The organism is Marisediminicola sp. UYEF4 (assembly GCF_040546025.1).
In the GTDB taxonomy this organism is placed as follows: Bacteria; Actinomycetota; Actinomycetes; order Actinomycetales; family Microbacteriaceae; genus Marisediminicola.
This window is the reverse complement of sequence record NZ_JBEPNA010000014.1, coordinates 33,571-56,871: the sequence shown is the minus strand read 5'-3', so window position 1 is coordinate 56,871 and position 23,301 is coordinate 33,571. Positions and strand designations below refer to the sequence as shown.

The window sequence follows — 23,301 nt, the reverse complement described above, 5'->3', positions numbered from 1 at the left end:
GACCTCTCCGACGTCGAATTCTGCAGTTACACGTCTAGGCAGTACGCGAAAATGCCCGCGGGTACCGCCCATGCTGCGTGCGGATCGGAAATATCTAGAACGTTTCTCGTAATGAGTATTCCGTCCCACTCGGACGCGTTCACAGTCGCGGCTTCGCTCTTCCACGACCCCCGGTCGGTGTACTTGCCTTCAACCGCCACGCCGCCGAGGTCGGCCGAAACAAAGTCGATCTCTTTTCTGGCGGGGGTGCGCGAGTAGAATAGGAAGTCGTCGTTGCCCGCGAGTGGTCGGTCGGCGAGCGCTCTCCGTCTGATGGCCATTCCGATCTGCATTTCGGCGAGAAGTGTCGGATCGAGGTCAGGACGTGCCGGGTTTCTCAGGTGCGGCAGGCGCGCGACGAGAGGATCGACAGCGTAGAGCTTGTTCTGTGCCTTCGGTCGCGGAAGCCACCTGCTGTCGTGTCGTTGCGGGCACGCCCATAAGAGGAATGCGTCGCGCAAATACTCGACGTGTCGGGTGACGACCTGGTTGCTTATGCCGACGTCTTCGCCGATAGACGTGAGGTTCGCCGGGCTCGAGATGCTCTTCCACAGCCTTTCGAGAAGCGCCATCTCGGTGGCCGAAGGAAGCTGGCTGTTCTTGAATACGTCCGCGGAGACGACGTCGAACAGGTCGCCGATGAACGACGCCGGCACCGGTTGACCGTCGAGGAGTGCGGAGACTGAGCGAGGGAACCCACCGTAGAGCAGGTATTGTTCCCAGGCCTTAGTGAGTCCGTCCAGCCACGGAATCGAGCCTTCGAATCGCTCTCTCGCTTCGTGTGTGCGGAGTGCCCCGGCGGAGAGATGGTTCCCGGGCGGCACGTCGCCGCGCAGGATCGTGGTCGCGAACGTCCTGAAACCCATAGGAAGCAGCATCCGGTCGAGATGACTTCCGCGTCCGCGTCTACCGGCAAGGACACCGGCGGCCTCCGTCAGCGCCCGCGCATTAGATCCAGTGAGAACAACCGTGTCCTTCCGGAACTGCTCGTCGTTGTCGCGCAGCCACTTCAACTGCTGAGCCCAGTCTCCAGATACCGCTGAGACCTCGTCGAGGAACCAGAAGCGCGTCTCGCCCTCGCGGAGAACGGGGAGTGTAGAGTTGCTGACCAAAGTCCTCAGAGTTTTGGCGTCCCACCCGTCCACGGCGACGCGGATGATTCTGGTCGCCCGTACTCCGTCATCGAGCAGTCGTCGAATGGTCTGCTTCACAGCGACCGTTTTCCCCACCCTGCGAGGCCCCCGCAGGATGTAGAGATTGCCCGCCTCAAGGCCACTCAGGCAACCGGATTCATAACTCAACGGCGCCTGCGCGACTTCGCTGAGGTCTGGATCCCGCTCGACCCATTGAGTGCCCCTCCACCACGGATTCCCGTTGCTGAGTTCCTGGGCGAGGAGACCGATCGACGTTGCCATGTCCCAAGCGTAGAGCAAGTCTCTGCTCAGACGTACGTTATCTATTGTGCCCCAACATATAAAGTGTACCTTTTCTACTGTACGACAATAGATAAGGCATACCATGGGCGAGCGGTCATGCAGGTCAGCGCGGTGCTGCATGGTCACCGCGGCTCGTCGGCTCCGGCGGCGTCGGGCGGGTGCATCACGGAATGATAGCCACCGGCAATACTGAGCCGACCGGAGCCGGCCGCCAGGGCCGACGCGCTACGCCGAACCTAGCGCCGAAGGGTCGCCAAGTGTTCGTGGTACCAGTCGACCGTGCTGCGCACGCCGTCTTCGAGGTCGATGCGAGCCGTCCAGCCGGCATCCGCGAGCTTGGACACGTCGAGCAGCTTCTGCGGTGTGCCGTCGGGCTTGCTGGTGTCCCACAGGGTCTCGCCGGTGAAGCCGACGACGCGCGCGATGGTCTCGGCGATCTCGCGAATGGTGAGGTCCTTGCCGGTTCCCACGTTGACCTGCTCGGGGGCGTCGTAGTGCTCGAGCAGGTGCAGGAAGGCGGCCGCCATGTCGTCGACGTGCATGAACTCGCGCCGGGGCGTGCCGGAGCCCCAGTTCGTCACGGTGGTCGCGCCCGACTTCACCGCGGTGTCGTAGCGCTGGATCAGGGCGGGCAGCACGTGCGAGCCCTGGGGCGAGAAGTTGTCGCCCGGCCCGTAGAGGTTGGTCGGCATGGCCGAGATCCAGTGCTTGCCGTACTGGCGGCGGGCGGCCTGAATGTGGAAGATGCCGGCGATCTTGGCGATCGCGTAGGCGTCGTTGGTGGGCTCGAGGTAGCCGGTGAGCAGCGTGTCCTCGGTGATCGGCTGCGGGGCCAGCCGCGGGTAGATGCATGACGAGCCGAGGAACAGCAGACGCTCGACGTCGACGGCGAGAGCCGCATCGATCACATTCACCTGCACCTGCAGGTTCTCGCTGAGGAAGTCGACCGGGTAGGTGTTATTGGCCATGATGCCGCCGACCTTCGCGGCCGCAAGCACCACGTAGCGGGGCTTGGCCTCCTCGAAGAACGCGAATACCGCCGCGCGGTCTTTGAGGTCGAGCTCTACCGAGGAGCGACCGATCAGGTTCGTGAAGCCCTCGGCCTCGAGCAGGCGCCACATCGCCGAGCCGGCGAGTCCGCGGTGACCGGCAATGTAGAACGGGGCATCGCGGTCAAGGCGTCCGGGTGTGAACTGGTCCGGTGCGGGCGTGGCCAGGTCGGGTCGGGTCACTCAGTGCCCCACGAGGCGAGTTTCGGGGAGTCGATCCAGTGACTCCCGTCGTGCGTGAGCGACTCGATGTCGGCGTCGACCATGATTCGGGCGAGCTCGGCGGTATCGACCGTCGGCACCCAGCCGAGCTTGTCGCGGGCCTTGGAGGCGTCGCCGACGAGGGCGTCGACCTCGGTGGGCCGCAGGTAACGCGGGTCGAACTTCACGTGCTTCTCCCAGTCCAGCCCGGCCCGGGTGAACGAGGCCTCGACGAAGTCGCGCACGGTGTAGCTGCCGCCAGTGGCGAGCACGAAGTCCTCGGGCTCGTCGGCCTGCAGCATCCGCCACATGCCCTCGACATATTCCGGGGCGTAACCCCAGTCGCGCACCGAGTCGAGGTTGCCGAGGTAGACGTGGTCTTGCTTGCCGGCCTGGATGGCGGCGACGGCGCGGGTGATCTTGCGGGTCACGAAGGTCTCGCCGCGGCGGGGGGACTCGTGGTTGAACAGAATGCCGTTGACCGCGAACATGTCGTATGCCTCGCGGTAGTTCTTGGTGATCCAGTAGCTGTAGACCTTGGCGACGCCGTAGGGCGAGCGCGGGTAGAACGGGGTGTCCTCGTTCTGCGGCGGCGGGGTAGCGCCGAACATCTCCGAGCTCGAGGCCTGGTAGAAACGCGTCTCGATGCCGGCCATGCGCACGGCCTCGAGCAGGCGGATTGTTCCCGTGCCGGTCGTGTCGGCGGTGTGCTCGGGCTCGTCGAACGAGACGCGCACGTGTGACTGGGCGGCGAGGTTGTAGACCTCGTCGGGCTTGATCGTGGCGAGCAGGGTCGCCATGCGTCCGCCGTCGCTGAGGTCGCCGTAGTGCAGAAAGAGCTTCGCGGCGGGGTTGTGCGGGTCGACATAGAGGTGGTCGATGCGCGAGGTGTTGAACGTCGAGGCCCGGCGGATGAGGCCGTGCACCTCGTAGCCCTTGGCGAGCAGAAGCTCCGCGAGGTAGGAGCCGTCCTGGCCGGTGATGCCGGTGATGAAGGCGCGCTTGGCCATAGAAACTCTCCCTTAAACCAAACTGGAGTCTACGGGAGAGCCTTCTCCATGCAGATGCTGAACTCGTCGCCGACATACTGGCCGAAGTTCGGGATGACTGCGAATCCGCTCGCCAGATAAAGGGCGATCGCCGCGACGTGCTCAGGCCCGGTCTCGAGCTGGAGCGTGCGGATGCCGCGGGCCAGCGCGGTTCTGTCGATGGCGGCGAGCAATGCGCGGGCGATGCCGCGACCGCGGGCGGAGCCGTGCACGAACATCCGCTTGATCTCGCCCGAGCCGTCGCCGCGGTCGACGAGGGCGGCGATCCCGACGGCATCGGCCCCCGCCCGGGCGACGAACACCGTCACGCCGTCGGCCTCGAGCTGGCCGACGTCGAGCATGTAGCAGCTCTCGGCCGGGTACAGGCTCAGCGCGAACTCGTCGCTGAGCCGCAGCAGCTCGATCAGCTCGGGCTGGCGGGGCGGTTCGGTGGCGATGGCGATCTGCATGGGCTTTCATTATTCAGGAGCCAGCCGGTCTGGGCGGCTTTCATTATTCAGGAGCCAGCCGGTCTGGGCGGCTTTCATTATTCAGGAGTGGAGAGCAGGCGACTTCGAGCATGGGCGGGCGGATGCCGGAAAGTTGCGCCCATCCCCGCATCCGCCGCACGAATCTAACGTGCCACGCAACTTTCGATCGCACGCCGTCAACGCGGCTGCCGTCACCTCCTGAATGATGAAAGAGGAGCCAGCCCCAAACTGACCAGACGGTCGAGTGGTGGCCCTCAAACTCCTGAATGATGAAAGAGGTGCCAGCCCCAAACTCAGCAGACGGTCGAGTGGTGGCCCTCAAACTCCTGAATGATGAAAGAGATCGGGTCGATTCTGGCCAGCTACCCTCGAAACCATGGCCAGAACAATCGCGACTTCCACCCGGGTCGAGCTCGGAGACGTGCTCGACTTCATCCGTCCCCGTCATCGGATGCTGCTCGCCACCACCCGCGTCGACGGGCGCCCCCAGATGTCGCCGGTCGCCGGAGGTGTCGATGCCGACGGGCGCATCGTTATCTCGACGTACCCGACGCGCTTCAAGACCCGCAATGCCGAGCGGGACTCCCGCGCCTCGGTGCTCGTACTCTCCGACGACTGGGACGGCCCCTGGGTGCAGGTCGACGGCGATGCCGAGGTGCTGCACATGCCCGAGGCCGCCGACGGCCTCGTCGACTACTTCCGCTGCATCGCCGGGGAACACCCCGACTGGGACGAGTACCGCGCCGCGATGGCGGTCCAGGACAAGTCGCTCATCCGCATCACCCCGACCCGGTGGGGACCGATCGCGACGGGTGGCTTCCCGGCCGACATCGCCGCGCGTCTCGACGCACAGTAGGGCGAGCTACAGCAGCTTGCGCTCCAGCGCCCAGGCGGTCAGCTCGTGCCGCGACGACAGCTGCAGCTTGCGCAGCACCGCCGACACGTGGGTCTCGACCGTCTTGATCGAGATGAACAGGTCGGTCGCGACCTCTTTATAGGCGTAGCCGCGCGCGATCAGCCGCATCACCTCGCGCTCGCGCGCGCTCAGCCGGTCGAGCTCATCACTCGTCTCGGCCTGCTCCCCGGCGACCGCGCCGAACGCATCCAGCACGAAGCCGGCCAGCCGCGGCGAGAACACGGCGTCCCCGGCGGCGACCGCGGCGACCGCGCGCGAGACCTCGGCTCCTGAACTGCTCTTGGTGATGTAGCCGCGGGCGCCGGCGCGGATCACGCCGACGACGTCTTCGGCCGAGTCGGACACGCTGAGCGCGAGGAACCGGATGCTGCCGAGCAGCCGCGCACTGCGCCGGATCACCTCGGCACCGCCTCCGCCCTCCCCGCCGGGCAGGTGCACGTCGAGCAGCACGACCTCGGGCGCGGTCTGCTCGATGAGCGCGAGCGCCTCGTCGACTGTCGCCGCCTCGCCGACCACCTCGATGAACTCGGCCAAGTCGGCGCGCAGCCCCGACCGAAAGATCGAGTGGTCGTCGACGATGAGTACCTTCATGCGGTGCCTCCCGGGGCAGGCTGGTGGGCGGGCAGGACGTCGTCGGCGGGTCGCCCAGCGGAGGGCGTAGGCGGGGCGGGCTGCCCGCCAGAGGGCTGCGCCACTCCGGGGTGCGCGGGCACCTGTTGCGCGCCGCCCAGCGGCAGGTGCAGCCGCACCTCGGTGCCGCCAGCGCCCGAGACCACGGTGGCGCGCCCGCCGTGCCGCGCCATCCTGCCCACGATCGACTCCCGCACCCCGAGCCGCCCGTCCGGCACCGCCGCCACGGAGAAGCCGGCACCGCGGTCGCGCACGAACACGTCGAGGGCGGAGGCCGACAGCTCCGCGTAGACCGAGACGTCGCCGCCGGCGTGCCGGGCCGCATTGAGCATCGCCTCCCGAGCGGCGGCGAGCACCGCCGCAAAGGATCGGTCGGTGAAGTCGCCGACGGTGACGACCTCGAAGCGCACCGGATGCTCCAGCTCGAGTTCCGAGGCGGCCTCGCGCAGCTCGGCGGCGAAGTCGGCGTCGCTCGGGGTCGTGCCGGCGAAGAGCCAGTCGCGCAGCTCCCGCTCCTGGGCCCGGGCGATGCGGGCGATCTCGCTCGACGCCCCCGCGCGGTTCTGGATGAGGGCGAGGGTCTGCAGCACCGAGTCGTGCAGGTGTGCGGCGACCTCGGCGCGGCTCTCCTGCCGAAACCGCGTGCTGCGCTCGGCCATGAGCTCGGTCCACAGACGCACGACCTGCGGGGCGACGAGCACCCCGAATCCGGCGATGATCATCACGACCGACAGCACGGCGGTCTGCGCACGCGGGTCGGTGAGCAGCAGCAGAACCGCGGTCAGGAGCATGAGCGCCGCGGCGGCGGTGCGCACCTGAAACCCGTACCGGTCCGATCGACGCGGGTCGTGCCGGTCGAAGAGCAGGCTCCAGGTGACGGCCCCGCCCGCGAAGACGATCGTGAGCAGCACCTCGACGGCCGGGTCGGCGCCCGCGTCGCGGACCGCGATCGCGAGCGCGGCGAGGGCGCTCAGGCCAGCCAGCCCGAGCAGCACGGGCGCGGCCGGGAAGGAGCGCCGCACTGCGGCAGCGCCATCCGTGGGCTTCTCGAGCGGGGTCAGCGCCCACAGCCACAGGTAGAGCAGGGCGCCGGCGCCGCCGAGAAAGGTGAGCACGATCGCGAGCAGCCGCATCCGGCCCACGGGCGCGCCGAGATGCTCGGCGAGCCCGGCGCAGACCCCGCCGAGCACGGCGGCGCGCGGGCGGCGCATCGCAGGCGCCCGAGAGGGCGCCCGAGGAGTCTCGGTCACAGCCAAATCCAACCACGACACGGGCCTCTCGGGGCGAGCGATCAGGGTGCGTTCAGGGTGAACCCTGATGGTGCGGGGTGCGCCCGCGCTGCCAGCATCGGACCATGCCCACTGAAACCAACTCGGAGAACCCCTCCGCCCAGCCCGAAAGCCCTCCGGAGTCGACTCCCGCGGCCCCCTCCGACGCCCCGCCCCGCGGCAACCGCTTCTTCTCCTGGATGCGCTCGCTCGACCTCCCGCGCCAGCCCGGCTGGATCGGCGGCGTCTGCGCCGGCATCGCCACCCGCATCGGCATCGACCCGATCATCGTGCGCGGCATCGTGGTCGTGCTCGCCATTCTCGGCGCCCCGCTGCTGCTCGCCTACGCCGCGGCGTGGATGCTGCTGCCCGACCACACCGGCAAGATCCACGCCGAGGAGCTCGGCCGCGGCAACTTCGAGGCGCCCGTCGCCGGTGCCGGCGTGCTCGTGCTGCTCTCCCTGTTGCCCTCCGGCCCCGGCTGGTTCGGCGGCGTCAGCTGGGGTCTGCCCTACATCGGCGACGGCGGCTTCGGCGGCTTCGGACGCGCCGTCTGGACCCTCGCGATCATCGCGGCCGCCATCTGGTTCGTCGTCTGGATCGTGCGCCGCTCCAGCCGCGGCGCTCGAGGGGCGGATGCTGCGGCGCCGGGCTACGGCACGCCCAGCTACTCGATGCCCAGTTCGCCCGCCACATCCGACCCGGGCCCGTCGCCGAGCGGCACCCCGAATTACGCACCCGCCTACGCCGCCACCGTGCTGACGGCCGCCGCCCCGGCCGGCCCCCCGCCGACCGACGCGACCGAGCTCGCAGCCTGGACGGCGCAGCAGGCGCGGTTCAAGCAGGAGAGGGACGAGTTCGTGAAGTCCGAGGAGGAGGCACGCCGCGCGGCCTTCGCCGCGCACACCGAGGAGCAGCGACGGATCCGTGAGGAGCGCGCCGCCGCCTACCGTGATGAACGCCGGCTCACCCGGTCGAACCCGCTCTACACGCTCGTCGCGATCGGCCTCGCCCTAGTTGTCGGCGCGCTCGTCACGCTCCTGGTCGGCGACTACTCGTTCACGAGCCGCGGGCTGGTCGCCGGCCTCGCCTCGGCGCTCGCCGTGCTCGGCACCGCCATCGTGATCAACGGCATCCGGGGCAAGCGCAGCGGCGGGTCGAGCGGGCTCGCCATCGTGGTCGCGATCGCGCTCGTCGGGGCCAGCGCCGTCAACGGGTTCAGCTCCATCGACGTCGTTTCGGGAGGCTCACGGTTCACCGCGATCGCCGACGACGGCACCGAGTTCGCGCCGAGCTATGCCGATGGACGCTCCCAGGACTACGTGGTCGGCGTCGGCGACGCGGTGATCGACCTGACCGGATACTGGGACGGCCAGACCGACTCGGTAACCGGCACGTCGAGTGTCGACATCGTCGGCGGGCTCGGTGACATCACCGTGATCCTGCCCGACGACGAGTTCGTCACGGTCGACTCGATCGTCGGCTGGGGCGAGCTCAGCACGCCCGACCGGGACTTCGGCCGCGGAAGCTACGACGACCTGGCGCTCGAGTTCGGCCCCGTCGGCGAGACCGCCGGCACCACTGACCGCCGGCTCACCCTCGACATCATCGTGGGCGCCGGAAACCTGACCATCACCACCGAGGGAGACCGCTGATGAAGACCCGAACCACCACCATCGTCTGGGGCGCGATCCTCATCGGCTTTGCCACCCTGTTCCTCGTCGGCACCTTCGTCGACCTGAGCGGCTTCAGCGGCGGGGTGATCACGGCGGTCGCGATCGCCGCCCTCGGTGGGATGCTCGTGCTCGGGGGTGTCATCGCGGCGGTCGTGCGGTCGGGGCGCGGCAGCGATCCGGCGCATGCGCACGATGAAGGCGTCTGAGCGCCCGCTGCGGTAGCCGCGGCGGGCGCGCAGCAGCCACGCGCGCGATCCCGCCCCGCTGGCTACGGCTCGAGCTTGTCTCGCAGCCAGTCCGCGATCTGCAGCCGGATCGGGTCGTCGAGCATCGCGATCGAGTGAAGGTTTCCCTCCACGGTGAGGTAGGTCGTGTCGACGCCGGCCCCGCGGAGCAGCTCGACCAGGGCATCCGACTGCTGCACCGGGATCATCTCCTCCAGCGAGTGCCCGACGAAGAACGGCGGATCGCTCTCGTCCACCGAATAGAGAGGTGACGCGGCCAGCGCCTGCGGGCAGTCCGTGTAGCTCTCGCAACCGAGATAGTCGAGCTGCACCTGGCGGAACGCGGGCACCACCCCGCCGAGCGCAAACCCGTCGGTCGTGAGGTCGATCGGCCCGCTGAGGTTCACGACCGCCGCGACCCTCGATCCTTCGGCGAGGTCGCCCATGCCCTCGAGGCCGAGCAGCGAGACGAGGTTGCCGCCGGCCGAGCCGCCGAACGCGCCGATGCGGTCGGGATCGATGTCGAACCGCTCGACCTGCGCGTCGTCGCGCAGCCAGCGGACGACCTGGCGCACGTCGTCGATCGCCGCGGGGTAGGGGTTCGCCGGGGCGAGGCGGTAGTTGACCGAGAACGCGACGAATCCCTCCGAGGCGAGCCACTGGCAGGCACTGCGCCAGTAGAGGTCCGCCTTGTCGCCCTGCCGCCAGCTGCCGCCGTGCACCGAGAGCACCGCGGCGCGGGCGGTCGACGCGGTGATCGCATCGTCTGTGGCTGGCGCGGGCTCGACCGTGACGGATGCCGGCTTGGTCACCACCTCGGGAAGGCAGACGTCCACGAGAATCTCGGCGCCTCCGGCATCCGCCCCCGCCCCATAGGCGAGATTCTCGATCACGTCGATGTCCGGGTAGGTCTGCACCACCGGGAACGGCACCGGCTCGCGCTCGACCTGCTCGGACTCGTCGCCGGTGGGGGCGCATGCCGACAGCACGATGACCAGGCTGACGCACGCCGCCAGCACGCGGGCACCCGTGCCGGCCGCGACCTTCATGATGGGGTTCAATCTACCCGGCGCAGGATGCAAAGCTGGCGTGACCGGGCCGCGCCGTGTAACGTATATAGGTCGGCTCTTGACACCGCGATTTGGCGGATGGGTTTGTAAGTCAGTTGGGCCGGTACTTCACCAATCGGATATGGACTCCGTGTGCGCGAACTCTGCGTGGGGTGAGACTTCACAATGTATGTGAAACGGCCCCGATCGGTTTTCTGTGCGGATTTCTGTCCGCTCGATCCTGACTGCCCGGGTTCTAGTAGTGCGAGCTCAACCGAGCTCTGCGTTGCCATGCAATGACAACAACCCAGAACTCCTCTCAATGCCTGATTACAAAAAGCCGAACACCAACAAGTTTGAGCCGCGCAAGTCGGCCTCCTCGTCTGCCCCCGGCAGCCGCAGCGAAGGCCACCGTGGATTCCACGGCGACGCCGCTCCCGCCAAGAAGCGCTGGACCAACAACGACCGCGCCGCGCGCACCGGCGACCGTTCCGCGTCGAACGACCGTCGTCCCGACTGGAACCCGCGCGAGAAGCCCGCCTACGGCGACCGCCCGAACCGCAGCGGCTCCTACGGCGACCGCCCGCAGCGCGGCGACCGCCCGACCACGAACGACCGCGCCCCGCGCAGCACCGAGCGTCCCTCCTATGGTGACCGTCCGCAGCGGACCGAGCGTCCCTCGTACGGCGATCGCCCGCAGCGCACTGAGCGCCCGTCGTATGGTGACCGTCCGCAGCGGACTGAGCGCCCGTCGTATGGTGACCGTCCGCAGCGGACCGAGCGCCCGTCCTACGGCGAGCGCACCGAGCGCCCCAGCTACAACGACCGCCCGGCCCGCACCGAGCGCCCGTCGTACGGTGACCGCCCGCAGCGCACCGAGCGTCCCTCCTACGGCGACCGCCCGGCCACGAACGACCGCGCCCCGCGCACGAACTTCAACGACCGCGACCGCCCGGCGCGCACCGAGCGCCCCTCCTATGGAGACCGCCCCGAGCGTTCGTCGTACGCTGACCGCCCGGCCCGCACGGAGCGCCCGTCGTACGGCGACCGCCCCGAGCGTCCCTCATACCAGGACCGCGCGGCCCGCACCGAGCGTCCCAGCTACAACGACCGCCCGGCCCGCACCGAGCGCCCGTCCTACGGCGACCGCCCGGAGCGTTCGTCCTACTCGGACCGCTCGTCGCGCAACGAGCGCCCCTCCTACAGCGACCGTCCCTCGCAGGACGGCTCGCAGCGCCGCTCGTCCGACCTCTACCCGAGCCGCGACGCCAAGAGCGGCCCGCAGGAAGACGTCGTTCTCGAGCGCCTCGAGGCCAAGGTGATCACCGCCGGTGACGTCGAGGGCAAGACCTTCGGCGATCTCGGCCTCGGCGACAACATCACCCGCCAGCTGGCCACGATGGGAGCGGCCGCGCCGTTCCCGATCCAGGCCGCGACGATTCCGGATGTGCTCGCCGGCAAGGACGTGCTCGGTCGCGGCAAGACCGGCTCCGGCAAGACGATCGCCTTCGGCGCTCCTCTCGTCGAGCGCCTCATGGAGAACAACGGCGGCAAGGGACGCAAGCCGGGCCGCAAGCCCCGCGCGCTGATCCTCGCCCCGACCCGTGAGCTCGCGATGCAGATCAACCGCACCGTCGAGCCCATCGCCCGCTCGGTCGGCCTCTTCACCACGACCATCGTCGGTGGCGTGCCGCAGTTCAAGCAGGTCTCCACGCTGCAGCGCGGCGTCGACATCGTCATCGCGACCCCGGGCCGCGTGGAAGACCTCATCGAGCAGGGACGCCTCGACCTCAGCGAGGTCATCGTCACCGTTCTCGACGAGGCCGACCACATGTGCGACCTCGGCTTCCTCGAGCCCGTTCAGCGCATCCTGACCTCGACCGCGAAGGGCGGCCAGAAGCTGCTCTTCTCGGCAACCCTCGACAAGGGTGTCGCGACGCTCGTCAAGCAGTTCCTCAAGGACCCGTCCGTGCACGAGGTCGCCGGTGAAGACCAGGCCTCCTCGACGATCGACCACAAGGTTCTGCTCATCGAGCAGCGCGACAAGCGCGCGATCATCGAGCAGCTGGCATCCGGCGCCGGCAAGACCCTCATCTTCGCCCGCACCCGTGCGTTCGCGGAGGAGCTCGCCGACCAGCTCGAAGACGCCGGCGTTCCCGCCACGTCGCTGCACGGTGACCTCAACCAGTCGCGACGTACCCGCAACCTGCAGCTGCTCACCAGCGGGCGCGTCAACGTGCTCGTCGCGACGGACGTTGCGGCCCGCGGCATCCACGTGGACGACATCACCCTGGTGATCCAGGCCGACGCCCCGGACGAGTACAAGTCGTACCTGCACCGTGCCGGCCGTACGGGCCGCGCGGGCAAGGTCGGAACCGTGGTCACGCTCGTCTCCAAGTCGCGCAAGCGCCGCATGGACGAGCTGCTCGGCCGCGCCGAGATCCGCGCCACGTCGGTGGCCGCTCGCCCCGGCGACGCGCTGCTCGACGAGCTCGCCGCGCTGTAGCCTGAGCAACCAGCTCCGCGGAGAATGGCGGTCACCCCTCGGGGTGGCCGCCTTTCTTCGGAAGTGTGCCGCTAAGGGATAACGAGTTGGAAATGCCGATTGTGCATTGAAAGTCGTTGGTATTCCTTCGTGGTGGGGGCCGTATTCCTTCGTGAAGTCGGCGTATTCGTCGGCGGACTTGGCACCGGCAGGACTGTGAACTACAGTTAACACATGGTCGAGATCGTCAAAAGCGCGGCCTTCGACCGTTGGTTGCGCAAACTGAAGGATCGGCGGGCCGCGGCACGAGTCTTGGTAAGGATCGACCGCCTTGCCGCGGGCAACCCCGGCGATGTGAAGCCGGTCGGTAGCGGGATCTCGGAGCTGCGGATTGACTATGGCCCGGGCTACCGGGTCTATTACCTGGAAGAGGGGCAGCGCCTGATCCTGCTGCTGTGTGGTGGCGACAAGTCCAGCCAGGACCGCGACATCGAGCAAGCGCACCGGATCGCCGAGGAGTGGAAGAATGATGACCAAGACGACTGAGACGTTCAGCCCGTACGACAGCGCCGATTACCTCGTCGATGTCGAGACGGCTGCTGCCTACCTGGAGGCGGCCCTTGACGAGACCGGGGACGACCCCGCAGTCATCGCCCAAGCGCTCGGCACCATCGCGCGCTCCGGCAACGTGAGCGAGCTCGCCCGCCGGATCGGCATGAGTCGCGAAGGGCTCTACAAGGCACTATCTGCCGACGGCAACCCAAGCTTCGCGACCATCATGAAGGTCGCCAGGGCTCTCGGGCTCAAGCTCCACTTCGACTCCATCGCCTGACGGTGGCCACTGCCAGCGGCGTATCGTAGGGAGCGGTTTATGGGGGCGTGGGTGGAGGACCCGGTGCCCGCAGCCGCAGCGTGGCACACGCAATAACTCGCGCAACAGCAGTTGCAGCCCGCCTGAGGTTGACCGAGCGGGTAGTCTCAAACAGGTCAGCCTCGGGAAGGCTGCTGGACGCGAGCCCTGCCACAAAGGGTAATTCGCCGTCGGGGGATGCCGACGACGCGCTCGGGTCACGATGAAATACGAAGGACACACACGTGGAACTGCGCGACTATCTGAGGATCCTGCACAAAAACTGGATTCTGATCGTGGCCTGCACCCTCCTCGGTGTCGCTGCGGCGTCGGGCTTCTCGATTGCCTCGACCCCGAAGTACGTCTCGTCAACGGAGCTGTACGTAAGTGTGCGCTCCGGCACCGACTCGACCACGAGCGAGGCGGCCCAGGGCACGACCTTCGCCCGGCAGGCCGTCACCTCCTACGTCTCGGTGGTCAACAGCGCGCGCGTGCTCGAACCCGTTATCGCTGAACTCGGACTCGACATCACCGTGCAGCAGCTCGCATCCAGAGTCACGGCCTCCTCGCCGCTCAACACTGTGCTCATCGAGATCACCGTGACCGATGATGATCCGGCTCGCGCCGCCGCGATCGCCAACTCCGTCGGCACGAACTTCTCCGACATCGTGGTCAATGTGCTGGAGAAGCCGGAAGGCGAGGGAGCGGTGAGCCTCGTGAAGATCGAGACCGTGCAGCCCGCCGTCGCTGCGACAAAGCCCGCGAGCCCGAACGTGCCCCTCAACATCGCCCTCGGCTTCCTCGTCGGGCTCGCCGTCGGAATCGGCGTCGCCGTGCTGCGCACCGTGCTCGATACGCGCATCCATTCGTCCCACGACGTCGAGCTGGTGACCGACAAGCCCATGCTCGGTGGCATCTCGTTCGACCCCGACGCTAAACGTCGTCCGCTCGTCGTTCACGTCGACCCGCGAAGCCCGCGCGCCGAGTCGTTCCGCACCCTGCGCACCAACCTGCAGTTCGTCAACGTCGACGGCGGCCCGCCGAGCTTCGTCATCACCAGCTCGGTGCCCGGCGAGGGCAAGAGCACCACAGCGGCGAACATCGCGATCTCGCTCGCCGAGACCGGCGCCAAGGTGGCCCTTGTCGACGGAGACCTCCGCCTGCCGCGCGTCGCCGAATACATGGGCATCGAGGGCGCTGTGGGCCTCACCGATGTGCTCATCGGGCGGGCAGAGCTCACCGATGTCATGCAGAAGTGGGGCCGGGGCCAGCTCTTCGTGCTGCCCAGCGGACGCATCCCCCCGAACCCGAGCGAGCTGCTCGGATCGGGCAACATGGCTCGTCTGCTCGAGACCCTCACCTCCAAGTTCGACTACGTGATCATCGATGCGCCGCCGCTGCTGCTCGTGACGGATGCCGCGCTGCTGAGCAAGCTGGCCGGCGGCGCGATTCTCGTCGCGGCGTCCGGCCGCACCAAGCGGGCCGAGATGTCCGGCGCGGTGCGCGCCCTCGACCATGTCGGCAGCCGTCTGCTCGGAGTCGTCATCACGATGCTCCCGACCAAGGGTCCGGATGCCTATGGTTACGGCACCTACACCTACGGCGACACGCGGCTCGAGCCCGACGTCGAAGAGCTGTCGAAGAACGTTCGACGACGCCGGGGCAAGTAGCCCATGACATTTTCGATCCTCACCGTATGCACCGGCAATATCTGCCGCTCTCCGCTCGCCGAGCAGCTCCTCCGCGCCGGCACGGCACAGTGGCCTGAGGTGAAGGTTGCGAGTGCGGGCACGTCCGCGCTGGTCGGCGACGGCATGCCCGACCAGGCGCAGGCGCTGTCGAGGGAATTCGGCGGCGCGAATCCGGAGGCCCACACCGCGCGTGATCTCACCGCCGATCACGTGCGCGACTTCGATCTCATCCTCGGCCTCGCCCGTGAGCACCGGCGCGGAGCCGTCGAGCTTCTCCCTCGCGCCTCACGGCGCACATTCACGCTGCGCGAGTTCGCGCGTCTGGCGGAGGGAATCACCGATGACGACCTCGCCGACGCGGCCGCACTCGATCTGTCGGACAGGTCCGGACGCCTCGCCGAACTCGTCGAGGTCGCGGCCTCACGCCGCGGCATGGTCGAGCCACCGGAGTTCCCGACGGACGATGACGTCGTCGATCCTTATCGTCGCGGCGACGATGTCTACCGTGCGTCAGCCGACCAGCTCGTGCCGGCGGTCAACGTGGTGCTCGCGCAGTTCGCTCGCGCCCTGGCGGTGACGAGCCCCTGAGGGCGAAGCCATGGCAGTCAAACAGGTGAGGCGCGTCGACCCCGGTCGAACCCTTCGTCGTCGACGGTTCATGGCGCTCGCTCTCGGTCTGTTCCTGATTCTGGACATCGGACTCGTCGCCGTCGCGCTCAACACAGGTCGCGCTCCGAGCGGCGCGGCGGCCGAGGCGCCGGTACCGACGGTGGAGGTGGACGCCGCGCCCGAGGTGACGCCCGAGCCGACGACCGCAGCCCCAGCCGTTCTCGCCGTCGCCCCTACTCGCCTCCTCGTCGCGCTCGACGACTCGATCGCCTGGCGCGCGACGACCGGCACGTGTCCGGAGACGCCGGCGCTCCCGGAGCGCACGACCGACGCAGGTGGGACTTGGGTTGCCACAGATGCCACCGCCCCCACCGATATGCGGTCGATTCGTAGGATCATCGTCGAAGGCCGGGATCTGGCTTCCTTCGTCGGCCAGTCACCAGTCGATTGCGCGGCGATGTTCGTGCGCACGTTCGTCGGCGGAACCAACTACGAGGAGTTCGCCGAGGGCCTCGGAGGTGCCTGGCATGTCAACCCGCTGAACGGCGCCGAAGTGCGCAGCCCTGCTGGCGACTTCGCGGCGCCGTGTGCAACGGTGCTGGCCCTTGCCGCCCGGGACGCGGCCGGCGCGGCCGTGCTCTGCGCGGACGGCACGATCCACCGCACGGCGGACGCAGCGACCACGTGGTCTGCGCCAGTGCAGATAGCGGGCGCGCTCAATATCGCGGCGTCGAGCGACGGATACACCGTCGCGGTTGTGGGCGACGAGGCCTGCGCCGGCGTGCGGCTGGTCGGGCTGAGTGAGGCGGCCGCCGCTGCACCGCTGGGGTGCCTGCCGAGCGCGCAGACGCCAGAAGCATTGGCCGGCAACGTGGCCGTCTCGGTGACGGACGACACGATTTGGCTCTGGGCTGGCGACGCGCTCGTCCGTTCGGGGGATGGGGGAGAAACATGGCTCTGAGCGATCTCGCTGTGGGCAAGATGCAGGCGTTGTATGAGAACGGGCCGGTGTCGAGGTTCGGAACACAATATGTTCTCGACGCGCTCGCGTGGACTGTGGCAATCCTCCTCGCGGTCTTGCTACGCTACGATTTCGCGCTCGACCAAATCACCTGGTTCTCGACCTTCATGGTGTGCCTCGCGGCCGCTGCTCTACAGCTCTGCGCCGGATACCTCTTCTACCTCTATCGCGGACGCCACCCCTATGGCAGCTTCGCGGAGGTGCGGGCGCTCTCGCTCGTCGTCCTCCTCACCGCCGCCGTGCTCGCGATCCCGCTCCTCAGCTTCGGTCCGGTCGTATTTGTGCCGCGCAGCGCCATCTTTATCGCCCTTCCGATCGCGTTCGTGCTCATGGGGCTCGTCCGCTACGTCAAGAGATTGCTTGTCGAGCGCGCCATCCGCCCCGTCGGCCACACCGAGCGGGCCCTCGTCTACGGAGCCGGCTACCTTGGTTCCACCATCGTGCGGCGCATGCTCACGGACCGCGAGTCGGCCTACCTGCCCGTTGGCCTCATCGACGACGACCCCACTAAGCGCAATCTCTGGCTCGACGGCATCCGGGTGCTGGGCACAGCGCTCGACCTCACCTACGCCACGCGCACCACCCAGGCGACCGTGCTCGTGGTCGCCATCGCGCGGGCGGATGCGACCCTCCTCCGCGAGATTTCGGATGCTGCCCTGCTCGCCGGCGTCTCCGTCAAGGTGCTTCCGCCGCTGGAGGAGGTGCTTGAGGGCAAGTCCCGGCTCAAGGACCTCCGTGACCTCGCCATCGAGGACCTCATCGGTCGACACCCCGTCGACACCGAGGTCGAGTCGATCGCTGGCTACCTCCAAGGCAAACGCGTGCTCGTCACGGGCGCCGGCGGATCGATCGGCTCAGAGCTATGCCGGCAGATCTCCCGGTTCGGCCCGAGCGAGCTGATCATGCTCGACCACGACGAGACCGGGCTTCAGGGCACCCAGCTGTCGATCCTGGGCCACGGCCTGCTTGACACCCAGGACGTCGTGCTCGCCTCCATCCGCGACCGCGACGCACTGAAGCGCATATTCGACGAGCGGCGCCCGGAGGTCGTCTTCCACGCGGCGGCACTCAAGCACCTGCCGATGCTGGAGCAGTACCCGGCCGAGGCCTGGAAGTCGAACGTGCTTGGCACGCGTAACGTATTGGAGGCCGCACGAGCGGTCGGCGTCGCAACCTTCGTCAACATCTCGACCGATAAGGCGGCGAATCCCACGAGCGTGCTCGGTCACTCCAAGCGAGTTGCCGAAAAGCTCACTGCATGGGCTGCCCACGAGACTGGCTCGCGATACCTCTCTGTGCGCTTCGGCAACGTGATCGGCAGCCGGGGCTCGATGCTGCCGACCTTCACCTCGATCATCGAGGCCGGTGGACCGCTGACCATCACCCATCCCGACGTTACGCGTTTCTTCATGACCATCCCCGAGGCCTGCCAGCTCGTGGTTCAGGCGGGCGGCATCGGCGGTCCCGGCGAGGTGCTCATTCTCGACATGGGAGAGCCGGTGCGCATTCTCGACGTGGCCCAGCGCATGATCGACATGTCGGGCAAGGACATCGCGATCGTCTACACGGGTCTGCGCCCGGGGGAGAAGCTGCACGAGGAGCTCATCGGAGACGGCGAGAGCGACCACCGCCCTGTTCATCCCAAGATATCTCATGCGGCGATCAACCCCCTCGCTCCGCACGACCTTGACCGGGATGACTGGGAAGCGCGCTGCCGGTTGGAGAGCGGGGAGCGTTCATTGGGCAACTCAGTAAGCGGCGCCTAGGAATGGCGCTCGCTATAGCGGTGACCACCGCGTTTCTCGTTAGCGTCTCTTCGCCACTCCTATTCCGGCCATTGCTCAAGAGGCTCGGAATCCTTGACGTGCCCAACGACAGGTCTTCACATGAGCGACCGACGGTCCGCGGAGTTGGACTGGCCCCGTTAGCTGGATTGTTGGCTGGATACGGAGTGCTGCTGTATTCAAGCGCGGACAGCCCTGATGAGGCACTCCTCTTGTTACTGGTCGCAATGCCGGCCACCGCTGGCATACTTGGTCTGACAGAGGACCTTCGAGGGTTGCCCGTCTACGCTCGCGCGATTGCCCAGATTCTTATCGGGAGTGCGGGTGCCGTAACGGTTGTTGCACTTACGGGTGCAGATTGGTGGCTCGTTCCTCTGGGCGCAATCGCTATTGCTGCCTACATTAACGTCGCCAATTTTATGGATGGCATAAACGCCATCTCAAGTCTGCACGGAGCCGTCGTAGGCGGGGCCTATGCGGCCCTTGGCATGCTGGTGAACCTGCCCTGGCTTACTGCTTGCGGATTGCTGCTGTCGGCTGCCTTTATTGCATTCCTGCCGTGGAACCTGCTGAGCCGAGGTGGGATGTTTCTGGGCGACGTGGGCAGTTACTTGCTCGGCGCAGCAATCGCAATCATTGCCGTTGCGGCAATCGCCGGTGGCACATCGTTGGGCGCAGTCGCTGGCCCGCTCGTTATCTACATCGTCGACGTTGGAAGCACCCTTCTGCGCCGAATTCGACGCGGGGAGCGATGGGCTGAGGCTCACCGCACCCACGTTTATCAGCGACTAACATCCTCGGGCCTGAGCCACGTTCAGGCTACGTGTGCTGTTACCGGCGCAACCATTCTTACGGCATCCCTTGGGCTGTTGACGCTGAACGTGGACTTCCTGCTCCCTGCCGCGATCGGCATGGTGGGCGTTGCCACCGCGTACCTTTTGCTACCAAGTCTGTTGAACGCACTCACTAGATCAAAAGCATCGGAGCGAACTTGAGCAGAGTACTCGTCACAGGGGCTAACGGCTTCGTCGGACGTCACCTTTGCAGTCAGATGATTTCACGAGGCCATGTAGTTACGGCTTCCGTTCGGCGACCAGGGCTGGCGCCCGAAGGGGCCCGCGAAGTAATCGTCGGCGATCTGGGGCCAGATACGGACTGGGAGGGAGCGCTGGATGGCCAAGAATATGTGGTTCACCTTGCGGCGCGGGTCCACGTCATGGCGGAGTCCAGTTCGGATCCTCACGCCGCGTTTGCGAAAGCGAATGCGGCTGGCACCGTCAGACTCGCAGAGCAGGCAATCCTTGCAGGGGTCGATCGCCTCGTATATGTGAGTTCAATAAAGGCTCAGGGCGAGGGTGGCCCTTCGTCGTACGCAGTCACCGACGCCTCCAGCCCAACCGATGCCTACGGCCTATCGAAGCTCCGTGCGGAGGAGGGATTACGTAGGCTGGAACGCGAGTTTGAGTTCGGCATTGTGATTCTTCGGCCGCCGTTGGTTTACGGGGGCGGGGTGGGCGGAAATTTGCTCCGGCTGATGAAAATCATCGAACGAGGCATTCCGTTACCACTTGCATCGGTCCATAATCAGCGGGCAATGATCTCGGTCGACAATTTCACGAACATAATTGCCCTGTGCATCGGCCCAGATTTTGGCACGGCGGACGCAGTACTCGTCGCTGACAGCGAATCGTTGTCCACAGCAGACATTATCCGGGAATTGGCGGCCGGGCTGGGGCGGAGGCCGCGACTCTTCCCATTCCCGCCACGTTTGCTCGAGCTGGCCGGTTCCCTAAGCGGCAGGAGGCCGGAGGTGGAAAGACTCATCGGGGACCTAAAGGTAATAACGAATATTTCTCAATTCATACCGAACTACACCGAGGTTGTCGCGACACGAGTTGCCCTTCGTGCGACTGGGCGAGTCTTCGCTTCCCGCTCGGATACTCGGGCAGGCGACTGACTTTGCGCGATTTAGCGGGATCTAGGCGAATACTCATCGGCGTTACGATCGATGACTCGCTTCAATTTCACGTTGGGCTCCCGGAAGCGCTGGTGCAGGACGGCTGGGACGTTCACGTCGTGTCCGGCCCGGGTCGTCGGCTCGAGTCGCTGCGCCCGGTGAACGGGGTAACGGTCCACGAGCTATCGATGGCGCGAGAAACGAGCCTATTCCGGGACCTCGCTGCATTGTGGCGATGGCTGAAGCTCATTCGTCAGGTACGCCCGGAAGTCACGCTGATCGGGACCCCAAAGGCGGCGTTGTTGGGTACTGTGGCCGCAAGAGCGTTCCGAGTGCCCTATCGCGTTTATGAGCTGTTGGGGCTTCGCTTGGAGACGTCTGTAGGGCCTTCAAGGTGGGTATATCGTCTGATGGAGCGGCTCACGGCGGCCAGCGCCCATGACGTAGTCGCCGTGAGTGAGTCCCTCAGAATGCTCGCGATTGATCTGGGAATCACAAAGTTCGGTCACAGCTCCGTTCTAGGTGCCGGAAGCTGCAATGGTGTCGACACCGCGCGCTTCCGACAAATATCCCAGGACACAACAACTACGGAATATTGGTCGAACTACCTGGGCATAGACGATCAGATCCCAGTGGTGGGGTTCGTTGGAAGGCTGACGCGCGACAAGGGACTCCCGGAACTTGCGGGAGCCTTGAGTATTCTGCACGACAGCGGCCTTGAGCTCCAGCTTCTGGTTGTGGGTATGGTTGACGATGATTCTGGTCACGATGCGCTGAATTTGTTGAATCGCACGGGGCAGCGAATCATATCTGCTGGATATCAAGATGACGTTGCGCCCTTCTATGCGTTGATGGACGTCTTTTGTTTGCCGAGCCTCCGAGAGGGCTTGCCAAATGTGATCCTTGAGGCAATGGCAAGCCGACGAGTTGTAGTCGCCACAGATGCGACCGGCTCGAGAGACCTCGTTGAGGATGGTGTATCCGGATACCTGGTACCGCTCGGATCTGAGAATGAACTCGCCTATGCTCTGCGAAAGGCCCTGCTCGATCGAGACGCATCAGCGTCAATGGTGGAGAGTGCACTGGAAATGGTCGAAGCACGGTACGAGACGTCTGAGGTCCAATTCACCATACGAAAATTCCTTCGCTCTGGCCTTGAGGCCCGCACGTCGAAGGCGTAAGTCGCGTGGTAGCGGCTGAGCGGCTTTTGGTGGCCAATCGATCGGAAATGCAACGAGGTTGTCGGTTGCCACTTGAAATTCGGCTAACTCGCCCTGGGTTTTGAAACAGATCCGATCGGGATGCGTCAATTTCTTCATGACGCGGGGTGTTGTGTCGTCGAACGCTCCCTGAACTACATCTGGTAGTTCGGGACTGAAAGCATAGGAGTAGGGCCCTTCTCGAGCGGGTGTGTGGTCGAAGACCATCAGCATCGAGGAGGGCCCGCTTCTATGTGCGGAAGCGACCCGGAGTGGGGAATTTCAGTGAGCAGAACTGGGGAATTTCAGTGAGCGCCATCAGCGTTGCTGCAGAAGAACGTCCTGGACCGGCAACGGTGGTCGACCCGGGAAGAACTGCGCCTGGCGATCGTCGTCTGGATCGAGCGGACCTACCACCGGAGGCGCCGCCAGCGCCGCCTCGGTAAACTCACCCCGATCGAGTTTGAGACAATAAACGTGCCCCTCAAGGCCGCGTGAAACCACTAACCCACCGAGTCAACTGAACTCGGGGCAGTCCCTCTCTCGCACGATCGGTGGTGCTGAACCGCACGATTGGGTGGTGCTCAAAGCCTCAAATACTCAATCACCACCCGCCACGACAAGATGGCCGCTAAACACCGCACCGCCGCTGCCCTCCGCGCCATCACCGTCAGGCCGAAAATCTTGCGAAACCCTTCGTGGCGCCCTAATCCCCAACTACTGATGCACGTTCGACCAGCGCATCCAAGCCGAGCGGAATTGGGATCGCGAGCCTCCGGGCGGCGGTCACATCGGCACAACTGTAACTCCAGGCCCCTGGCGTCTCGCTTGTGTACACTCGACGATGCCGTTGGAGGATCTGCAAAAGACGACCGTTGGACGTCGGTATGCCGCTTCCAATGTTGACGGTGAAAGGGTCAATTTGATCCGCTGCCGATTGATCGAGGATGAATTCCATCACCTTTGCGATTTCGGACACGCTGCTGTAATCCCGAGTGAAAGTTTCAGCGCTACGCAGCGACACGGGCCTCGTCGGGCTCGACGCCAGTAATCGTTCAACGAGCGATTCGGCGAGGCCAGCCCCATAAACGTTGAATACGCGAAGGATCGCCGCGGCCGGCCCATCGCCCTCTCTGTGCAGATCCCTCAAGACAGCTTCTGCACGGGCTTTCGTTTCCGCATACGCATTCCGGATGTCCAGTTGCATCTCCTCGGCAGCCGGACGCGTATATCGGTCTCCGTATACGGCCGAGGTGGAAGGAAATAGGAGCGACGTCACCCCATACTTACTACTGGCGCGGGCGACCTTTTCAACCGCGCGCACATTCACCTCGACCGCCCGTTCCGGGTCTTGAGCGCACTCGTTGCCGGTTAGCCCGGCTAGGTGCACGACGGCGTTCGGACGTAACTCTCGGATGAGTGCATCCACTTCATTGCGATCGGTGATGTCTACCCTCTTCTGGCCAGAGGCGGCGCGCGGGCCAAAGATCGGCAAGACTAACCATCGCTGTGACGAGCGCAAACGCAGCTGAAGTGCCCTCCCCAGATTCCCCCCGGCCCCCAAGATGAGGACCCGGGGCATCGACGGGTCAATCATTAGGCTCTCCCCGTGCGACTGGAACGAATAGCAGGTTCGCGCCTGCCAAATCCCACCCAATCGCCAACTTCGTCAATGGCTAACAACAATGGAAATAAGAA

General features: G+C 66.0%; 21 protein-coding genes and 1 pseudogene. 14 read left to right on the top strand and 8 right to left on the bottom strand.

The genetic code is table 11. The features are described 5' to 3' along the window. Positions 1 to 26: 26 nt before the first annotated feature. The 4 genes from ABIB15_RS12230 to ABIB15_RS12215 form a co-directional block, all read right to left on the bottom strand. The gene (locus tag ABIB15_RS12230) at positions 27 to 1,454 is read right to left on the bottom strand and encodes an ATP-binding protein (protein ID WP_354478923.1); all 1,428 of its coding nucleotides are present in this window, start codon (positions 1,452 to 1,454) and stop codon (positions 27 to 29) included. A gap of 257 nt (positions 1,455 to 1,711) precedes the next feature. Next, positions 1,712 to 2,707: a GDP-L-fucose synthase family protein gene (locus ABIB15_RS12225; RefSeq protein ID WP_354478920.1), complete on the bottom strand. Its 996-nt coding sequence runs from the start codon at positions 2,705 to 2,707 to the stop codon at positions 1,712 to 1,714. Further along, on the bottom strand, positions 2,704 to 3,735 hold the full coding sequence (gene gmd, locus ABIB15_RS12220; RefSeq protein WP_354478917.1) for a GDP-mannose 4,6-dehydratase: 1,032 nt from the start codon (positions 3,733 to 3,735) through the stop codon (positions 2,704 to 2,706). Before gmd ends, ABIB15_RS12225 begins: the two co-directional genes overlap by 4 nt. A gap of 29 nt (positions 3,736 to 3,764) precedes the next feature. Then, a complete protein-coding gene (locus tag ABIB15_RS12215; protein WP_354478914.1) occupies positions 3,765 to 4,223 on the bottom strand; it encodes a GNAT family N-acetyltransferase in 459 nt (152 codons plus the stop codon). A gap of 397 nt (positions 4,224 to 4,620) precedes the next feature. Here ABIB15_RS12215 and ABIB15_RS12210 point away from each other — a divergent pair, with 397 nt between their 5' ends. Continuing rightward, the gene (locus ABIB15_RS12210) at positions 4,621 to 5,100 is read left to right on the top strand and encodes a PPOX class F420-dependent oxidoreductase (protein WP_354478911.1); all 480 of its coding nucleotides are present in this window, start codon (positions 4,621 to 4,623) and stop codon (positions 5,098 to 5,100) included. Positions 5,101 to 5,106: 6 nt separating this feature from the next. Here ABIB15_RS12210 and ABIB15_RS12205 read toward each other — a convergent pair whose 3' ends face one another. Together ABIB15_RS12205 and ABIB15_RS12200 are read right to left on the bottom strand one after the other, a co-directional pair. Beyond that, positions 5,107 to 5,751 (bottom strand): LuxR C-terminal-related transcriptional regulator, encoded by a 645-nt coding sequence (locus ABIB15_RS12205; protein WP_354478908.1) that lies wholly within the window; start codon positions 5,749 to 5,751, stop codon positions 5,107 to 5,109. After that, a complete protein-coding gene (locus ABIB15_RS12200; protein ID WP_354478905.1) occupies positions 5,748 to 7,040 on the bottom strand; it encodes an ATP-binding protein in 1,293 nt (430 codons plus the stop codon). Before ABIB15_RS12200 ends, ABIB15_RS12205 begins: the two co-directional genes overlap by 4 nt. 104 nt (positions 7,041 to 7,144) lie before the next feature. Between ABIB15_RS12200 and ABIB15_RS12195 the strand changes: the two genes are divergently transcribed. Both ABIB15_RS12195 and ABIB15_RS12190 read left to right on the top strand, forming a co-directional pair. After that, a complete protein-coding gene (locus ABIB15_RS12195) occupies positions 7,145 to 8,713 on the top strand; it encodes a PspC domain-containing protein (protein ID WP_354478903.1) in 1,569 nt (522 codons plus the stop codon). After that, positions 8,713 to 8,940 carry a hypothetical protein gene (locus ABIB15_RS12190; RefSeq protein ID WP_354478900.1) on the top strand — a complete coding sequence of 76 codons (228 nt, stop codon included), beginning with the start codon at positions 8,713 to 8,715 and terminating at the stop codon, positions 8,938 to 8,940. Before ABIB15_RS12195 ends, ABIB15_RS12190 begins: the two co-directional genes overlap by 1 nt. A gap of 62 nt (positions 8,941 to 9,002) precedes the next feature. Here the strand turns inward: ABIB15_RS12190 and ABIB15_RS12185 are convergent, their stop codons facing one another. After that, positions 9,003 to 10,007, bottom strand: coding sequence for an alpha/beta hydrolase (locus ABIB15_RS12185; protein WP_354478897.1), 1,005 nt, complete (start codon positions 10,005 to 10,007; stop codon positions 9,003 to 9,005). Between the two features lie 322 nt (positions 10,008 to 10,329). On the opposite strand from ABIB15_RS12185, the gene ABIB15_RS12180 reads away from it, so the two are divergent. The 11 genes and pseudogenes from ABIB15_RS12180 to ABIB15_RS12130 form a co-directional block, all read left to right on the top strand. Next, positions 10,330 to 12,513, top strand: a complete 2,184-nt coding sequence (locus ABIB15_RS12180) for a DEAD/DEAH box helicase (protein ID WP_354478895.1) — start codon at positions 10,330 to 10,332, stop codon at positions 12,511 to 12,513. A 213-nt stretch (positions 12,514 to 12,726) separates the two neighbouring features. After that, a complete protein-coding gene (locus ABIB15_RS12175) occupies positions 12,727 to 13,038 on the top strand; it encodes a type II toxin-antitoxin system RelE/ParE family toxin (RefSeq protein WP_354478892.1) in 312 nt (103 codons plus the stop codon). After that, positions 13,022 to 13,324, top strand: coding sequence for an addiction module antidote protein (locus ABIB15_RS12170; protein ID WP_354478889.1), 303 nt, complete (start codon positions 13,022 to 13,024; stop codon positions 13,322 to 13,324). Before ABIB15_RS12175 ends, ABIB15_RS12170 begins: the two co-directional genes overlap by 17 nt. A gap of 263 nt (positions 13,325 to 13,587) precedes the next feature. Continuing rightward, positions 13,588 to 15,012, top strand: coding sequence for a tyrosine-protein kinase domain-containing protein (locus ABIB15_RS12165; RefSeq protein WP_354478886.1), 1,425 nt, complete (start codon positions 13,588 to 13,590; stop codon positions 15,010 to 15,012). Between the two features lie 3 nt (positions 15,013 to 15,015). After that, positions 15,016 to 15,621, top strand: coding sequence for an arsenate reductase/protein-tyrosine-phosphatase family protein (locus ABIB15_RS12160; RefSeq protein WP_354478884.1), 606 nt, complete (start codon positions 15,016 to 15,018; stop codon positions 15,619 to 15,621). A gap of 10 nt (positions 15,622 to 15,631) precedes the next feature. Next, a complete protein-coding gene (locus tag ABIB15_RS12155) occupies positions 15,632 to 16,603 on the top strand; it encodes a hypothetical protein (RefSeq protein WP_354478881.1) in 972 nt (323 codons plus the stop codon). Next, positions 16,594 to 18,429, top strand: a complete 1,836-nt coding sequence (locus tag ABIB15_RS12150; RefSeq protein ID WP_354478879.1) for a polysaccharide biosynthesis protein — start codon at positions 16,594 to 16,596, stop codon at positions 18,427 to 18,429. Before ABIB15_RS12155 ends, ABIB15_RS12150 begins: the two co-directional genes overlap by 10 nt. 185 nt (positions 18,430 to 18,614) lie before the next feature. After that, positions 18,615 to 19,442, top strand: coding sequence for an MraY family glycosyltransferase (locus tag ABIB15_RS12145; RefSeq protein ID WP_354478877.1), 828 nt, complete (start codon positions 18,615 to 18,617; stop codon positions 19,440 to 19,442). Next, entirely contained in the window at positions 19,439 to 20,404 is a 966-nt protein-coding gene (locus ABIB15_RS12140; RefSeq protein ID WP_354478874.1) for an NAD-dependent epimerase/dehydratase family protein, read from the top strand. The genes ABIB15_RS12145 and ABIB15_RS12140 overlap by 4 nt, the downstream gene beginning before the upstream one ends. Positions 20,405 to 20,496: 92 nt before the next feature. Then, positions 20,497 to 21,585: a glycosyltransferase family 4 protein gene (locus ABIB15_RS12135; RefSeq protein ID WP_354479029.1), complete on the top strand. Its 1,089-nt coding sequence runs from the start codon at positions 20,497 to 20,499 to the stop codon at positions 21,583 to 21,585. Positions 21,586 to 21,924: 339 nt separating this feature from the next. Next, positions 21,925 to 22,101 (top strand): annotated as a pseudogene (locus ABIB15_RS12130) (IS3 family transposase); the annotation flags it as partial. A gap of 208 nt (positions 22,102 to 22,309) precedes the next feature. Here the strand turns inward: ABIB15_RS12130 and ABIB15_RS12125 are convergent. Then, a complete protein-coding gene (locus tag ABIB15_RS12125) occupies positions 22,310 to 23,185 on the bottom strand; it encodes an NAD-dependent epimerase/dehydratase family protein (RefSeq protein ID WP_354479026.1) in 876 nt (291 codons plus the stop codon). Positions 23,186 to 23,301 lie beyond the last annotated feature (116 nt).

Bases quoted from the DNA above. Each gene is read 5' to 3' on its own strand.
- ABIB15_RS12125 (WP_354479026.1), bottom strand. From the start codon at position 23,185: ATGCCCCGGGTCCTCATCTTGGGGGCCGGGGGGAATCTGGGGAGGGCA.
- ABIB15_RS12185 (WP_354478897.1), bottom strand. From the start codon at position 10,007: ATGAAGGTCGCGGCCGGCACGGGTGCCCGCGTGCTGGCGGCGTGCGTC.
- ABIB15_RS12195 (WP_354478903.1), top strand. From the start codon at position 7,145: ATGCCCACTGAAACCAACTCGGAGAACCCCTCCGCCCAGCCCGAAAGC.
- ABIB15_RS12160 (WP_354478884.1), top strand. From the start codon at position 15,016: ATGACATTTTCGATCCTCACCGTATGCACCGGCAATATCTGCCGCTCT.
- ABIB15_RS12215 (WP_354478914.1), bottom strand. From the start codon at position 4,223: ATGCAGATCGCCATCGCCACCGAACCGCCCCGCCAGCCCGAGCTGATC.
- ABIB15_RS12170 (WP_354478889.1), top strand. From the start codon at position 13,022: ATGACCAAGACGACTGAGACGTTCAGCCCGTACGACAGCGCCGATTAC.
- ABIB15_RS12180 (WP_354478895.1), top strand. From the start codon at position 10,330: ATGCCTGATTACAAAAAGCCGAACACCAACAAGTTTGAGCCGCGCAAG.
- ABIB15_RS12175 (WP_354478892.1), top strand. From the start codon at position 12,727: ATGGTCGAGATCGTCAAAAGCGCGGCCTTCGACCGTTGGTTGCGCAAA.
- ABIB15_RS12150 (WP_354478879.1), top strand. From the start codon at position 16,594: ATGGCTCTGAGCGATCTCGCTGTGGGCAAGATGCAGGCGTTGTATGAG.
- ABIB15_RS12210 (WP_354478911.1), top strand. From the start codon at position 4,621: ATGGCCAGAACAATCGCGACTTCCACCCGGGTCGAGCTCGGAGACGTG.
- ABIB15_RS12230 (WP_354478923.1), bottom strand. From the start codon at position 1,454: ATGGCAACGTCGATCGGTCTCCTCGCCCAGGAACTCAGCAACGGGAAT.
- ABIB15_RS12205 (WP_354478908.1), bottom strand. From the start codon at position 5,751: ATGAAGGTACTCATCGTCGACGACCACTCGATCTTTCGGTCGGGGCTG.
- gmd (WP_354478917.1), bottom strand. From the start codon at position 3,735: ATGGCCAAGCGCGCCTTCATCACCGGCATCACCGGCCAGGACGGCTCC.
- ABIB15_RS12155 (WP_354478881.1), top strand. From the start codon at position 15,632: ATGGCAGTCAAACAGGTGAGGCGCGTCGACCCCGGTCGAACCCTTCGT.
- ABIB15_RS12190 (WP_354478900.1), top strand. From the start codon at position 8,713: ATGAAGACCCGAACCACCACCATCGTCTGGGGCGCGATCCTCATCGGC.